This window comes from Frankia sp. BMG5.23 (assembly GCF_000685765.2).
Classification (GTDB): Bacteria; Actinomycetota; Actinomycetes; order Frankiales; family Frankiaceae; genus Frankia; species Frankia casuarinae.
On sequence record NZ_JDWE01000012.1, the window covers coordinates 85,867 to 100,924 of the forward strand.

The 15,058-nt window shown below is 71.7% G+C and carries 11 protein-coding genes and 1 pseudogene; 5 read left to right on the forward strand and 7 right to left on the reverse strand.

Annotated features, from left to right (window positions below; all coding sequences use genetic code 11):
* Positions 1-170: 170 nt before the first annotated feature.
* From allB to BMG523DRAFT_RS24325, 6 genes and pseudogenes are all read right to left on the reverse strand, one after another.
* Entirely contained in the window at positions 171-1,532 is a 1,362-nt protein-coding gene (allB, locus tag BMG523DRAFT_RS08260) for an allantoinase AllB (RefSeq protein WP_023841199.1), read from the reverse strand.
* Positions 1,529-3,874 carry a xanthine dehydrogenase subunit D gene (pucD, locus tag BMG523DRAFT_RS08265; RefSeq protein ID WP_043590803.1) on the reverse strand — a complete coding sequence of 782 codons (2,346 nt, stop codon included), beginning with the start codon at positions 3,872-3,874 and terminating at the stop codon, positions 1,529-1,531. The genes allB and pucD overlap by 4 nt, the downstream gene beginning before the upstream one ends.
* Complete coding sequence (locus tag BMG523DRAFT_RS08270; RefSeq protein ID WP_011435290.1) at positions 3,871-4,473, reverse strand: (2Fe-2S)-binding protein; 603 nt, start codon at positions 4,471-4,473, stop codon at positions 3,871-3,873. Before BMG523DRAFT_RS08270 ends, pucD begins: the two co-directional genes overlap by 4 nt.
* Complete coding sequence (locus tag BMG523DRAFT_RS08275) at positions 4,470-5,357, reverse strand: xanthine dehydrogenase family protein subunit M (protein ID WP_049761047.1); 888 nt, start codon at positions 5,355-5,357, stop codon at positions 4,470-4,472. The genes BMG523DRAFT_RS08270 and BMG523DRAFT_RS08275 overlap by 4 nt, the downstream gene beginning before the upstream one ends.
* A 536-nt stretch (positions 5,358-5,893) precedes the next feature.
* Positions 5,894-7,699: an adenine deaminase C-terminal domain-containing protein gene (locus BMG523DRAFT_RS08280; protein ID WP_235462951.1), complete on the reverse strand. Its 1,806-nt coding sequence runs from the start codon at positions 7,697-7,699 to the stop codon at positions 5,894-5,896.
* A gap of 238 nt (positions 7,700-7,937) precedes the next feature.
* A pseudogene (locus BMG523DRAFT_RS24325) lies at positions 7,938-8,030 on the reverse strand (ABC transporter permease); the annotation flags it as partial.
* Between the two features lie 381 nt (positions 8,031-8,411).
* Between BMG523DRAFT_RS24325 and BMG523DRAFT_RS08285 the strand changes: the two are divergent.
* The 5 genes from BMG523DRAFT_RS08285 to BMG523DRAFT_RS08305 all read left to right on the forward strand — a co-directional run bounded on the left by BMG523DRAFT_RS08285 (position 8,412) and on the right by BMG523DRAFT_RS08305 (position 12,842).
* The gene (locus tag BMG523DRAFT_RS08285) at positions 8,412-8,714 is read left to right on the forward strand and encodes an urease subunit gamma (protein ID WP_035732629.1); all 303 of its coding nucleotides are present in this window, start codon (positions 8,412-8,414) and stop codon (positions 8,712-8,714) included.
* Positions 8,711-9,091: an urease subunit beta gene (locus BMG523DRAFT_RS08290; RefSeq protein ID WP_011435286.1), complete on the forward strand. Its 381-nt coding sequence runs from the start codon at positions 8,711-8,713 to the stop codon at positions 9,089-9,091. Before BMG523DRAFT_RS08285 ends, BMG523DRAFT_RS08290 begins: the two co-directional genes overlap by 4 nt.
* Positions 9,088-10,815 (forward strand): urease subunit alpha, encoded by a 1,728-nt coding sequence (locus tag BMG523DRAFT_RS08295; protein WP_011435285.1) that lies wholly within the window; start codon positions 9,088-9,090, stop codon positions 10,813-10,815. Before BMG523DRAFT_RS08290 ends, BMG523DRAFT_RS08295 begins: the two co-directional genes overlap by 4 nt.
* A gap of 127 nt (positions 10,816-10,942) precedes the next feature.
* Positions 10,943-11,740, forward strand: coding sequence for an urease accessory protein UreF (locus BMG523DRAFT_RS08300; RefSeq protein ID WP_023841194.1), 798 nt, complete (start codon positions 10,943-10,945; stop codon positions 11,738-11,740).
* 142 nt (positions 11,741-11,882) lie between these two features.
* Positions 11,883-12,842, forward strand: coding sequence for an urease accessory protein UreD (locus BMG523DRAFT_RS08305; protein ID WP_011435283.1), 960 nt, complete (start codon positions 11,883-11,885; stop codon positions 12,840-12,842).
* 279 nt (positions 12,843-13,121) lie between these two features.
* Here the strand turns inward: BMG523DRAFT_RS08305 and BMG523DRAFT_RS08310 are convergent, their stop codons facing one another.
* Positions 13,122-14,594: a glycosyltransferase gene (locus BMG523DRAFT_RS08310; protein ID WP_235462964.1), complete on the reverse strand. Its 1,473-nt coding sequence runs from the start codon at positions 14,592-14,594 to the stop codon at positions 13,122-13,124.
* Positions 14,595-15,058 lie beyond the last annotated feature (464 nt).

Sequence of the window (15,058 nt, forward strand, 5' to 3'; positions counted from 1 at the left end):
ACCACCGTGCGGACCGGATCAGGTCAGGACGGGACGACGTGTTAGCGGGGCGCAAAGCGTACTTCGGGCCTGCTCCCTCGGGAGTGGTCCGCGTCGGTGGGTGCATCGGATCACATCCGTGGGGAGGGCTCCGGTACGCCGGACGGTCCCGCGGCCCGGCCGGGTGATGCCTACCTCTCTAATAGCCGCCCCCGCGGAGGACGATCCCCGTCCGCTCGCCGCCCCCGCAGATAGGTCGCCAGCACCACCCCGTTCAACACGCGTCCGGCATAGGGGGTGAGCGGGTGGCGGTGGCGCAGCATCGAGGGCTCCACCAGGAACGACGCATCCGCGTCGAAGATCACCAGATCGGCGTCAGCGCCGATCGCGATGCGCCCCTTGCCGGCCAGTCCTACCAGGTCGGCCGGTCCGGCGCACATCCAACCGACGACGTCGGTGAGGGTGTGCCCCCGCGCCCGGGCCTGAGTCCAGACCGCGGGTAGCCCGATCTGGACAGACGCGATGCCACCCCACGCCGCCGCGAAATCACCGGCGTCGATCTGCTTCAACGCGGGAGTGGACGGCGAATGATCAGTGACGATCCCGGCGAACAGGCCCTGGGCCACCCCGTCCCACAACCGGTCCAGATTCCTGCTGTCCCGGATGGGAGGTGCGCACTTGAAGACGGTAGCTCCGTCGGGGACCTCCTCGGCCGTGAAGGTCAGGTAGTGCGGGCACGTCTCCACCGTCATCGGCAACCCCGCGTCCCGCGCCGCGAGCACGTCGTCGAGGGCATCGGCCGCCGCCAGATGCAGCACGTGCAGGCGGGCACCGGTGGCGGCGGACAGCGCCGCCAGCGCGGCCACGGCCTCGGTCTCCGCGGCCGGCGGGCGCGACGCCAACCAGCTGGCGAAGGCCCGCCCCACGGTGGGAGGTGCCAGGGCGAGAACGGAGGGCGCCTCGGCGTGCACGACGGTGAGGGCCCCCATCCGGGCGGTGCGCCGGGCGGCGGCCCCGAGGACGTCCATCGAGACGTGCGGGAACTCCTCGACCCCCGACGGGGCCAGGAAGGCCTTGAATCCGAAGACCCCGGCGCCGTGCAGGGCGGCCAGATCATCGAGGTTGCGGGCGTCGGCGCCGATGATGCCGCCCCAGAAGCCGACGTCGACGGCGACCTGGCCGGCCGCCACCGCACGTTTGGCGGCCAGGGCGGCGAGCGAGGTCGTTGGCGGAACGGAATTCAGCGGCATGTCGATGATCGTGGTGACACCACCGGCCGCGGCGGCCCGGGTCGCGGTCGCGAACCCCTCCCACTCGGTCCGCCCCGGTTCGTTGATGTGCACGTGGGAGTCGACCACGCCGGGAAGCAGAGCCAGCTCGCCGAGGTCCGTGACCAGGGTCCCGGGAGGGATCTCGTCCGCGGCGGTGATCGCGGCGATCCGGCCGTCCGCGACGTGCACGGCTGCCGGACGCTCGCCCCCGGGCAGCACGACTCGCCGTGACCGTAGCGCCTGTGGCCGCTCCGGCAGAACGTCCGCGGTGGGCTCGTTCATGCCGCCGGAACACCTTGTCCCGGCGTCGTCGGAGGCGCGGTCGTCGGAGGCGCGGTCGTCGGAGAGATGGTGACGAGGTCCTCGGGTCGCACCGGAACGCGCCGCAGATCCCGTCCGACGGCGACCCGGATCGCCGCGATGATCGCCGGGGTCGCGGTACAGGTAGGCGCCTCCCCCACGCCCTTCACCCCGTAGGGCGCATCCGGCTGCGGATGGGTAACGGCGACGAAATCGAGGTCCGGGACGTCGGCGATGGTCGGCAGCAGATAGTCGTGAAACGTGGGATTGACCACCACCCCGTCCACCGTGACCAGCTCCTCCATGACGGCGAGGCCCAGCCCCTGGGCAGTTCCCCCCTCGACCTGACCACGCAGCGCCAGGGGGTTGAGCACCGTACCGCAGTCCTGGGCCAGCGCCATCGACACGACCCGCACGAGACCGAGGTCGACATCGACATCGACAACCGCGCGGTGCGCCGCGGCGGCGAAGGCCACGTGCGGATCGCCCTGTCCGTCGGCGTCCAGCGCGGAGGTACGCCGGTGGTGGAAGGTGTACTCCGCTTCGATCGGCCCGTCGGCCAGCGCCTCGGCGAGCGGAACCCGCAACCCGGCCTCCACCCCGACGATCTCCCCGGCGTTGACGGTCAGCGTCCGTCGAGGTGCCTCGACGACCTCCGCGGGCAGCCCCGCGGTGCGGGCGACCCGGGCGAGCAGGCGATCGGCGACCGCGGCGCAGGCTCCGCGCACGGCGCCTCCGCTCATCCAGGTCTGCCGGGACGCGCTGGTCGATCCGGCACTGCCGACCGCGGTGTCCGCGGGCGCCAACACGACCTGTTCGACGCCGAGCTCGGTGCGGGCGATCTGCCCCGCGATCGTCACAAACCCCTGGCCCACCTCGGCGCACGCGCTGTGCAGCCGGACCCGTACCGTTCCGTCCTCAGCCAGCTCCAGGCGGGCACGGGCGACGGAGGAGTCGTCCATGCCCTCCGAGAAGAGCAGGTTCTTGTAGGCCAGGGCGTAGCCGACCCCCCGACGGACCCGGCTCGGTTCGGCCGCGGCCGGTCGGCCGCCGGGCAACGCGGTCACCGCGACGTTCGCCGGCATCGCCGGCGGGAGCGGACGCGAGGCCACCGCCTCGATGACCTCCCGCGCCGGCAGCGGTGCGCCCATCACCTGACCGGTGGGCAGCACATCCCCCGGTCGGACGGCATTGCGGACGCGCAGGTCCACCGGATCCATGCCGAGGGCGTCGGCCAGCCGGTCCATCTGGGCCTCGTGACCGATGGTCACCTGCGGCACCCCGAACCCCCGCATGGCGCCGCACGGGGGGTTGTTGGTCCGCACGACGACTCCGTGCAGGTGGGCGTTCGGGACCCGGTACGGACCCGCGGCATGGGTGACCGCGTTCGCCAGCACCGCCGGCGAGGACGACGCGTAGGCACCGCCATCCAGCACCAGCCGTGCCCGCACGCTGACCAGGTTTCCGTCGGCGGTGGCGCTGTGCTGGAACCACATCCGGGCCGGATGCCGGTGCGGATGGCCCAGGAAGGACTCAACCCGGTCGTAGGCGATCCGCACCGGAAGCCCCGTAGCCCGGGCGAGCAGGGCGCCGTGGATCTGAAGGGTGACGTCCTCCCGGCCGCCGAAGGCACCCCCCACACCGGCCAGGGTGAGACGGACGAGCTCCTCCGGGAGACCGAGGCAGGCCGCGATCTGCTCCCGGTCCGAATGCAGCCACTGGGTCGCCACCCGCAGGTCCACCCCACCATCGGCGGCCGGCATCGCCAGGGCCGCCTCGGGAGCGAGAAACGCCTGGTCCTGCATCCCGACGAGGTACTGGTCCTCGACCACCACCGGGCCGAGCGCGTCGGGATCCCCGTGGCGCAGCTCGATCTCGCGGTACAGGTTGCCCGCCGGATGCAGCGGCTCGGCATCCGGCTGCCATACCCGGTCGGGGTCGGTCGAAGGTGCCAGCGGCTCGTAGTCCACCTCGATCGCGGCGAGCGCCCGGCGCGCGGTCCGGACGTCAACCGCGGCCACGGCGGCGACCGGCTCCCCTGCGTACCGAACCTCGGTCGCGGCGAACACCGGCTGGTCGGCGACGATCAGCCCGTAGGTGGCCATGCCGGGGACGTCGGCGGCGGTCACCATCCCCACGACGCCGGGCAGCCGGCGCGCGGCGTCGACGTCGACGCGCCGGATCCGCGCCCGGGCATGGGGCGATCGCAGGGTGCGGGCGTGCACCATCCCCGGAACACGCAGATCACCAACGTAGAAGAAGCTGCCGGTCACCTTGTCCGGCCCATCCGGACGACGCACCGGACGACCGATCCCCAGACTCATCGCCCCACCCCCCGGTGGGGCGGAGCAGGTGCATCCCCCGAAAGTAGGGTGCCCCGCTCAGCCTGCACTGTTCTGATGGCAGCGAGTATCCGGCCGTAACCCGTGCACCGGCAGATGTTGCCGGCCAGCGATTCCCTGATCTCCTCCTCGTCCGCATCCGGCCGCCGGGTGAGCAGGTCCGTCACCGCGACCACGAACCCGGGGGTGCAGAAGCCGCACTGCACGGCACCCTCCTCGAGGAACGCCGCCCGCACGGCCCTGGCGGGTCCCGCCGTCCTCAGACCGGCAACGGTGCTCACCTGGGCGTCGTTGGCGTCCGCGGCGAGCACCGTGCAGGACGCCACCAACCGGCCGTCCAGGAGAACGGAGCAGGCACCGCAGCGCCCCTGCTCACACGCGTCCTTCACCGAGGTCACCCCGATGACGTCCCGCAGGACGGTGAGCAGGGAGTCCCCGATCCAGGCGCCGGCCACCGTGTGCAGGAAGCCGTCGACATGGAGGTGATATGGCGCGACGACGCCGTCGTCCGGCCAGGACGACCCGGCCGGCGGTCCGGCCGGCGGTCCGGCCGGGACTTCCCTCGCGAAACGGGCGGTCATGGCCGGACGTCCCGCTCGACTCGGGGGTCCACCGGCGCCCCCGCGGCATCCAGGCATCGGGTGAACGCCCGGGCGGCCAGCACGCCGGCAGCATGCCGGCGGTAGTCGGCGGAGACCCGCGGACCCGCCGCGAGCTCCGGCCCGACCCGCGAGACCGCCTCGCTTACCAGCTCACCGAACCGGCGGGCCGCCGACGAGGACGCGGCCCCTGCGGACCAGTCCACCGCGTCGTGTGCGAACCGCTCGGCGACGGTCATCCGGATCGGCAGCCGACCCACCCCCCCGATCGCGCAGGCCAGTCGATGGCGCATCCGGTCGACGAGGACGGCGCACGACACCAACGCCTGGTAGGCGGCCTGCCTGCCCCCAATCTTGAGATAGCTCTGCGGTCCGGCCGGCCGCGGCAGCCTTACCGCGGTGACCAGGGCGTCGGGGGCGAGCCCGTCGGCGAGGAACGCGGGCAGCGTCATCCGGCCGGGTCCGCGCGGCGAGGCCACGAGGATCTCGGCGTCCGCGGCGGTGAGGAAGGTGAGCAGGTCACCGGTGGGACGTGCCGAGCCCAGCGCGCCACCGACCGTGCCGAGGTTGCGGATCTGCGCGGAACCGACCACCCGGGCGGCGAGGGCGAGGCCGGGCGACAGTGACCAGCCCGCGAGGTCGGTGTAAGTCACGCCCGCACCGACGGTGAGCGAATCCGCCCCGGCGCCGCGGACCCGCAGTTCCAGGACCCGGCGCAGGGCGACTACCGCCCCCGGCCGACGCTCGCCGGACCGGAGGGCGGGGACGAGATCGGTGCCGCCGCCCAGCAGATCGACCGCCCTGCCAGCGTCATGGGCGGTCGCCAGCATCTCCACTGCCTCCCCTACCGTACGTGGACGGAACATGACGGCCGTCGCACCGCTAGTCGTCACAGCGGCCTCCCCCGCCCGATCCGACCAATGGTCCGACCAGTGGAAGGAAGCGCGGGAGGGGATGACGCGGGAAGCCAGCCGGCGATCCGGGGGTCAGGCAGGCGGACGAACGCTGCATAAGAACCGACCATAACGGCGGAAGGTTACGTGGATGTTCATCAAGACAGACGCTCAGTGACGTAGTTCTGATCTTGCTTGGCGGCAGCGTTCATCACCTCACCTGCGCTATCTCACCCGTGTTATCGCCAGCTTCCACTCGCACCGACCCAGACCAACACCCCCAACGTTACCCAGTGTTACCTTACCGATGCTGGCGCGAACTGTGGAGAGGGATGCGACAGGTTTGAGGTGGACATGTCACGCCGTCTATCGACCCGGCGCTGCGGCACGGCTGGCGCTTCGTGGCCTCGGGTGAGTGCACCACGCTCCCCGCCCTGGGCCCCGGAGCGCCCGCTGATCCAGCGACGCCGGTCAGGGCCGGGTGTAGAGGTCAGGGTCGGGTGTGGAGGTCAGGGCCGGGTGTAGAGGGCGCAGCCCCATCCGGCCAGCGTGCGCAGCGGGAACGGCAGCCGGCAGCCGAGATCGGCTGCGGCCGTGTCCACCGCGGCCAGCTCTCCCAGCACCGCCTCCCAGGGTGCGTCACTCATCACCCCGAGCAGGGGCAGCGCGCACGCCGCCCGCACCCAGCCCTGGTCGACCACCACGTAGCCCCCGCCCATGCCCTCGAGGGCCCGAGCGGCGGTCACCATGTCGTCGTCCCGCGCCCCGACGACGATCAGATGCCCCGGCGGCTCCGCCGTCGTGACCGCGAGCGCGCCCCGGGTCAGCCCGCACCCGCGGAGCAGCCCGACGTCGATCTCGTCCGAGGAGCCGTCCCGACCGAAAATTGCGATCTTGAGAAGGTCCCGAGACGGATCGGCTACCGCCCAGCCGTCCCGCAGGGTGGGTTCCACCCGCACGGTACGGAGTCCACGCGGGTGGGAGAGGCCGGAGACCTGGCCCGTCCCGGTCATCCGCAACGCCCGCGCTGGTCCACCGACGGGCGGCGCCGTCCCCGGGTCGCGGGGGGGATCGACGCTCACCACGACCACACTGGCATCCTGCCGGTGGGACCGTCGCAGGCCGAGTGATGTGAAGGAGCCGGCGTGCAGGTTCGCCGGGAGTCGTGTCCGGCTGGTGGCCCAGGCGGGCGAGATGTCGAGGTTGTCGAACAGGGGTCGGCCGCATTCCGCGGCGATCCGGCCACCCGCCACCACCACGTCGGGCGGCGCGGTTCCGGCCAGGGAGGAGACGACCTGGAGATCAGCGAAGCGGGTGGGCGCGATTGACCCCAGGGTGGGTTCCAGATCGTGCCTGCGGGCGGGGAGCAGGGAGAACCGCCGGATGGCGTCGATCTGGCCCATCCCCCGACCGACCGCGAGTCGCACGTCGTGATCGAGATGCCCGACCGTGGCAAGCTCCGCGACCGATCTGGCCCTGCCCCGGACCGGCTCGGCCCCGCTGCCGGCCGCCCACAGCAGACCGCCGGCCTCCGTGGCGGACGACTTGACGGGCGCCGCCCCTACCGAGGACAGCGCGGTCAGCGCGGAGGCGGGCGGTATCGGAGGCACCTCGACGACCGGGGCTGCGGGCGCCCCGGTCCCGGGGACCTGCCTCCCGGGGACCTGCCTCCCGGGCACCTGCCCCGCTCGGACCAGCACCCGCAACGGGGTCGAGGATCCCGTCACCAGATCCACACCGCGCAGACCGCCCAGCGCGACCAGGACGGCCGGGTCGGTCACCAGGGTGACGGTTCCCCGCGGGACGATCAGGCGAGCCAGTTCCCCCGGAGTGAGCAGCGTCTCCTCGACGCGCAGGCCGGCGTCGACATAGGCCGGCAGGACGAATCTGCCGGCGGCGTCGAGCGAGCGCCGACCCGCCAACGTTCCCGGCTTCGTGACCGCGGCGATGTAGCACCCCACGATCAGGATGTCCCGCGCGGCCACGGCACCGCTGTGGACGGCGACGACAAGCCCACCGCGTATGACGAGGTCGGCTTCCTCCTCACCCGCGGCCACCCGACGCAGTCGAGCGAGCTGTGCCTCGGACGGACGCAGCAGGTCCGCGCCGACCACGGGTGCCTGCCCGGTCGGACCAGGAGCCGCCGCCGGATCACGCGGGTCGACCGCGGGAGCGGTGGTGGAGGTCGTGCCCGACGCCGCCGTGCGGGCCGGGGTCGCCGATCGGTGGGGCGTGGCAGAGGAGACGGTCGGCTGGGACGCTCCGCCGGACACCGTCATCAGTCGGGGTCCCCGGCTGGAGCGTTCGGCGTTCATGGCGGCCTCTCGTCTGCCGGTCAGCACCGAGTCTGCATCCGATGGCGGCACGCCCGGAACGGGATCACGTATGACCAACGGCGAAATCACCCCCATTACTTCCTTTACTCCAAGACAAGCCGGGTGTCCCCGGAGTCGGCGGACCGGCACCACCCGCCGGGAGGGCGGCGATGGCGTGATTGTTGTTTGCCACGTGTCATTACCCACCATGCGCCGGAGCCAGCCGGTAACGCGGGTGGAACACCATGTTGACCAGGGACGGGAAGAACACGACGATCCCGGCGATCATGCCGACCGCGGCGCGGCCCCGCCCGAAGACCAGTGTGAGCAACCGAACCCCTGTCAGCCTCATTCCGGGCGTACCCCCACCTGCCGGTCGGTCCGACCGGCCCGAGCGGTTCCCCGGACGCCAGAGCGGTTCCCCGGACGCTAGAAAGGATGCGTATCGGTCCCATCGCGCCCGGGTGAATTACCAGTAACTCCATTCTTACTGTTGACGGCACCACGCTCCCGCGGCGTCCCCGGCAATGTCGGGACAGAAACCTGGACGAAACTTTTCTTGGGTTGCGAGAGCGTCGCCGTTCACCTGACCGTCACATTGCGCCCCGATATGTCCGACGAGCATCGGGGCCGGAGCGTCGCCGGCATGTCGTGGACCGCGCCGAACCGAACCAGGCCGGCGGCATTCCCCGACCTGCTAGGCTTCGCATTCGTGCTGCTGAGCCCCCATGAACAGGAACGACTGCTGATCCATGTGGCGGCCGGGCTCGCCCGTGAACGGCGAGCCCGTGGGCTGCGGCTGAACCATCCCGAAGCGACCGCGATCATCACCTCGTTCCTGCTGGAGGGCGCGCGGGACGGTCGCGGCGTCGCGGACCTGATGAGCGCCGGGCGAACCGTGCTCACCCGGGACGACGTCATGGAGGGCGTGCCGGAGATGCTCGGCGAGGTGCAGGTCGAAGCCACCTTCCCGGACGGCACCAAGCTGGTCACCGTCCACCGGCCGATCCCGTGATCCCCGGGGAGATCCTGACCGGCGACGATCCCGTCGAGATCAACGCCGGACGCCCGGTACGCACGGTGCTGGTCCGTAACATGGGCGACCGGCCGGTGCAGGTCGGCTCGCACTACCACTTCGCCGCGGCGAACCCCGCTCTCGACTTCGACCGGGCGAGTGCCTGGGGCCACCGGCTCGCGGTGCCCGCCGGCACCGCGGTCCGCTTCGAACCCGGCGTGGAACGCGAGATCGAACTGGTGCCGCTGGCCGGCGCCCGGGTCGTGCCGGGCCTGCGGCCGGAATCGGCCGGCCCGTTGGACGCCGCGAGCGGCACCCGGATTGCGGACACCGCGACGATCGAGGATATATCGGGCTTTCAGGGAGAGGGTTCGTGAGCCGACTCGACCGCTCCCGCTACGCGGCGCTGTACGGCCCCACGGTCGGCGACCGTATCCGGCTCGCGGACACCGACCTGTTCATCGAGGTGACGGAGGACCGCAGCCGCGGGCCGGCGGGCACCGGGACCGGTGACGAGGCCGTCTTCGGGGGCGGCAAGGTCATCCGTGAGTCGATGGGGCAGTCCCTGGCAACCCGCGCCGAGGGTGCGCCCGACCTCGTCATCACCGGCGCCGTCGTTCTCGACCACTGGGGTGTGGTCAAGGCCGACGTGGGGATCCGCGATGGCCGGATCGTCGCGCTGGGTAAGGCCGGCAACCCGGACACAATGGACGGCGTCCATCCCGAGCTGGTGATGGGGCCCGGCACCGAGATCATCGCCGGTAACGGGAAGATCCTCACCGCCGGCGCGGTGGACTGCCACGTCCATCTGATCTGCCCGCAGCAGGTTCCGGAGGCGCTGGGCGCCGGCATCACCACGCTGATCGGCGGCGGCACCGGCCCGGCCGAGGGCACGAAGGCGACGACGGTGACGCCCGGATCCTGGAACCTGGCGCGGATGCTGTCCGCGCTGGACGACTGGCCGGTCAACGTTGTCCTGCTCGGCAAGGGCAACACGGTCAGCGACGAGTCGATGTGGGAACAGCTGCGCGCCGGGGCGGCCGGCTTCAAGCTGCACGAGGACTGGGGGACGACGCCGGCCGCAATCGACGCCTGCCTGCGGGTCGCCGACGCCGCCGGCGTCCAGGTTGCGCTGCACTCCGACACCCTGAACGAGGCCGGCTTCGTCGAGGACACGCTGGCCGCCATCGCCGGTCGGGCGATCCATGCGTACCACACCGAGGGGGCCGGCGGCGGGCATGCCCCGGACATCATCACGGTCGCGGCCGCCGGCAACGTGCTGCCGTCATCGACGAATCCGACCCGCCCGCACACCGTCAACACCCTCGACGAGCACCTCGACATGCTGATGGTCTGTCACCATCTCAACCCCAGCGTGCCCGAGGACCTGGCCTTCGCCGAGAGCCGGATCCGGCCGTCGACGATCGCCGCCGAGGACATCCTGCACGACCTGGGCGCGATCTCGATGATCGGTTCGGACTCGCAGGCGATGGGCCGGATCGGCGAGGTCGTCCTGCGTACCTGGCAGACCGCGCATGTGATGAAGCTCCGGCGCGGGTCCCTGGCCGGCGACGATCGGGCCGACAACACCCGGGCCCGACGCTACATCGCCAAGTACACGATCTGCCCGGCGGTGGCGCACGGCCTGGACGCGGAGATCGGCTCGGTGGAGCCCGGCAAGCTCGCCGACCTGGTGCTGTACGACCCGGCGTTCTTCGGGGTGCGGCCGTCGCTGGTCCTCAAGGGCGGGTTCATCGCCTGGGCCGCGATGGGCGATGCGAACGCCTCCATCCCGACCCCGCAGCCGGTGCTGCCCCGGCCGATGTGGGGAGCCGCCCGTGGTCCGGCCGCCGCGTCGTCGTTGATCTTCGTTGCCCCGGCGGCGATCGAGGACGGGCTGCCCGGACGGCTGGGGCTCGCCACCCCGGTGGTGCCGGTCGCGGATGTGCGCCGCCGCGGCAAGGCGGATCTTCCCGAGAACACCGCGACACCGGACATCCGGGTGGACCCCGACACGTTCACCGTCACGGTGGACGGTGAGGCGATCGAGGCGGATCCGGTGAGCGAACTCCCGATGACCCAGCGCTACTTCCTGTTCTGAATGTTCTGATTCTGAGTGTTCTGACGGTTCTTACCACGGCTGTCACTGCGTATCCAGAGGCTTCCGGGCCCGATGAATGTAAACGCCACAGCGGTTCGGACACTGACTAACGCCGGGAGCGGCTACGGTGACGATTGAGGGCGATACCGCACGGGACGGCGGGACCGAGGACGTGGCTGGTCCGACCGGGCGATCCGGACGGCGGGCGACGCTGCTGGTCCTCGCGGACGGCCGGATGCCCACGGGAGGTCACGCCCACTCGGGCGGTGTTGAAGCAGCGGTGACGGACGGGAGTCTGGCGAACCTGTCCGACCTGGCGGCCTTCCTCGTCGGACGGCTCACCACGACCGGCCTGGTCGCCGCGGCCTTCGCGGCCGCAGCCTGCCGGGCCGGCACGCAGCCGGGTCCCGCGACGCGGGCGCCACACGCCGACCACGTCCCCACCGCATCCGTCACACCCGTCACCATCGTCACACCCACCACCATCGCCACCTTGGACGCCGAGCTCGACGCCCGGATGCCCTCCCCCGCCCAACGCGACGCGAGCCGGGCTCAGGGGCGCACGCTGCTGCGAGCGGGCCGGGCCGCCTGGCCCGTGCCGCCCGGTCCACGTGCACCGCACCACCCGTGCGCACTAGGCATGGTCGCCGCGGGCGCGGGCCTGCGTCCCTCGGACGCCGCCCTGGTCGCCGCCCACACCACGGTCACCGGACCCGCGACCGCCGCGACCCGCCTGATGGGGCTGGACCCCTTGGCCGTCACCGCCGTGCTCGCCCGGCTCGCCGACGAGGTCGAGGCGATCGCGCTGGCCGGCGCGGAGGCTTCCCGACGCCCGCCCCGGCTGCTGCCCGCCGTCACCGGTATCCGCCTCGATCTCCTGGCCGAACGGCACCGCACCACGGCGCTACGGATGTTCACATCCTGACCGGTGCCCGCCGACTCGTCGTCATCGGTCCCAGACCCGGCCCGTCGGCTACTCGCATGGTCGGCTACTCGGCCGATCGCGATCGCGCGGCGCCGGGTGGACCCGCGGGCGCCGGCCGATCCCGTCGCCCCCGGCTGGCACCATGGCAGCCATGAGACGGGGGGTCATCCTGGGCGGGGTCGCGGCCGGGCCGGAGGGCCCCCTCGTCACGGCCGCCCGAACGGGCCGCACGGCCGTACGGGCACGGGCCGTCATCCGGGTCGAATCGGCTCCGGACGGCACGGCGAGGCTCATCGAGTTGCGCTCCGACGTGCCGATCGTCCTGCGCCAGACCGGAGCATCCCCTGGTCGGACCAGGGCCCCGTCTACGGTGCCCGCGCTATCCGCGGACGCGCTGCCGACCGCGACGGTTCACCTGGTCAACGCGACCGCCGGACCGCTGGCGGGTGATGATCTGGGACTCGACATCTCCGTCGGCAGCGGGGTGCGCCTGGTGGTGCGTTCGGTGGCCGCGACGGTGGCCCTGCCCGGTCACGGGCCCGGGCCGTCCCGCTTCACCGTGTCGGCACGGGTGGCCCCGGGTGGCGCGCTGGACTTCGCGCCGGAGCCGACCGTCGCGGCGCGGGGCTCGGACCATCTCCTGGTGACCGATGTGCACTTGGCGACCACGGCCTGGCTACGGCTGCGCGAGGAGATCGTGCTGGGCCGATTCGGGGAGACGACCGGATCGATACGTAGCACCCTGCGGGTGGACATGGACGCCCATGCGGAGGTGGATCCGCCATCCGAACCGACCCCCCTGCTGCGCCAGGATCTCGTCCTCGGTCCCGAGATACCTGGCCTGACCGGACCAGCCCTCCTCGGCTCGGCTCGTGCCCTCGGGTCGCTCCTCGTCGCGGGGCCCGATCCGGTGGGCTCTCCGGCAGCCCGGCGGGAGTCCGTGCCGGCAAAGAGGGCGGAATCCGGCGCGCAAGCGGCCGTCGCGGACGGGGTGGCGCTGCTTCCCCTGGCTGGTCCGGGTTATCTCATCTCCGCCCTTGCCGAGAATGCGGTTACTCTCCGACGTCGTCTGGAACAAGGGCCGGCTCCTGCCACGGTCTGACTCGGACGGGCAGTCAGGCGCGGGTGCGGTGCCGTAGAGCCGATAGAACAGCGCGACCGCCTGTCCGGCGCGGGCCCGGCGGTTACTGTCGCGGTCCAAGCCGGAGGCCGACCCAGCAGGGCGACGATCTGCCTGTCGCGGATGGTGAGGCCGACCGCCAGCCGGTCCTGTTCGACTGTCCCGGCCGGGATGGATGACTCACTCACGCGACGGAGCGTTCCTAGCCACCGCCCTCTACCGACTCGGCCACGGCACCCCGTCCTAGCTCGGGACCACCGGCTAGGTCCGGGGCTGATCGGTCGATCCGCCCCGGACCGGCGGCGAGGCCGATGACGATGCGGGCCACCGCGTGGGAGTGGGCGTCGGTATGGACGTAGGCGTGGGGGAAGCCGGCGCCACGGCCGGCGCGGGGACCGCCGAGGATGTCGCCATTACCAGGGGTGTTGCGGGCACCGTGGACGAGGCGGATGGCAAAGCCGATGAGCCGCCGGCGGAGGCCGATGAGCCGCCGGAGTCGGGCGGCCCGGCCACCGAACCCTCACGCCGTTCACCCGGGCCGTTCGGATACTCGGGGGCGGCGGCCGGGGCACCGTGATCCTGGTAGGTACGTCCCTTCCAGGCCGCTCCCCGCCCGGCCCGCTTGAGCCGCGCCGAGTCCACCGTCATCGCGAGGTACAGCACGGCCACTCCGGGGAGCAGCAGGGCCAGCGGCAGCGGCTGACAATAGTAGCGGGTCATCGGCAGATAGGTGACAGTCATGATCAACCAAGCGATCCCACCGACGAGAGCCGTGGCGACGTCGCCGGTCACGATGCCCACGATGGTCGCGACCACTGGGATGACGAAGACCAGGCTCAGTCCCAACACGGTCCCGACCAGCAGCGACGGGGAGTGCCGCAACTGCGCATAGGCGCTGCGGGACACCATCTTCCACAGATCCGCGAGCCGCGGATACGGGCGCTGGCTGTGGACCTGCTCGGCGAGTCCGAGCCACGTCCGCCCGCCCGAGCGCTTGATGATCCGCGCGATCGCCACGTCGTCGATGACGGCGCCGCGCACCTCCGCCAGTCCACCGGCCGCCGCAAGGGCCTCCCGGCGGATCAGGGAGCATCCGCCGGCCGCGGCGGCCACCCGCGAACCCGGCCGGTTCGACCACCGGAACGGGTACAGCATCGCGAAGAAGTGCACGAAGGCCGGGACGATCAGACGCTCCCAGCCGGTCTGCACCCGTAGCACGGCCATCTGCGACACCATGTCCAGCTTCTGGGAGGTCGCCGACTCGACGAGCGCGGTCAGCGATCCCGGGCGGTGGGAGATGTCCGCGTCGGTGAGGAGCAGGAAGTCGACGTCGCCAGCGCACTCGATGCCCCGCCGCAGCGCCCACAGCTTCCCGGTCCAGCCAGTGGGGGGTTCGGTGGATGTGGTCATGGCCGGCGTCACGTTGGTCTCACCACGCGTGGCGGCCTGTTCCGCCAGGTCCCGGGCAACCTCCGTGGTCCCGTCGGTGGAACCGTCGTCCACCAGGATCAGCTGGACAGGACCGGGATAGTCCTGGGCAAGCAGCGTCGGAAGCGTCACGGGAAGCACGTCGGCCTCGTCCCGAGCCGGCACGACGATCGCCACACTGGGCCAAGCGGTCGGCGCCTGCCGGGATGGCAGGCGCTGATCGGTCCGCCAGAAGAACCCATGGCCGACGGTCAGGTAGAGCCAGGCGAGCAGAGAGGCAACGGCGACCCACAGCAGCACTGTCACAGAAAGTGATACTGCCACGGGCCCCTCAAGGGCGTGCGGGCGCCCCGGGTAATGCGGGGTTACAAGGCTTCCGTCCCGGTCTGGCCGAGCCGGTATGGAGATCTCCCCCCCGAAACTCTCCTGCCGCGCCACCATGAAATCCCAGGCCTCCGGCCGGCGGCGGGGTAGCCGACATGAGCATCGACGATGGTGCCCACCACGCCCCGCGGCAACAATGAGCACCTCCCGTAACCTCATGATCGACAGGGGTGATCGGAGATACCCGACTGCAACCAGTTGAAAACGAAAAGTGATCGGCGATGCGCGACGAACGGCTGGCGAGGGCGCGACCAGGGGGCGAGGCAACAGCCACGGATCGGCGTCCGTCGGCGGTTGCGGGTGCATCGGAGCAGCTTCGTCACGACCAGGCCCGCTCGTGCCGGGACGGTAGTGGGTACAACGGCCTCGGCTACACCATAATCAAG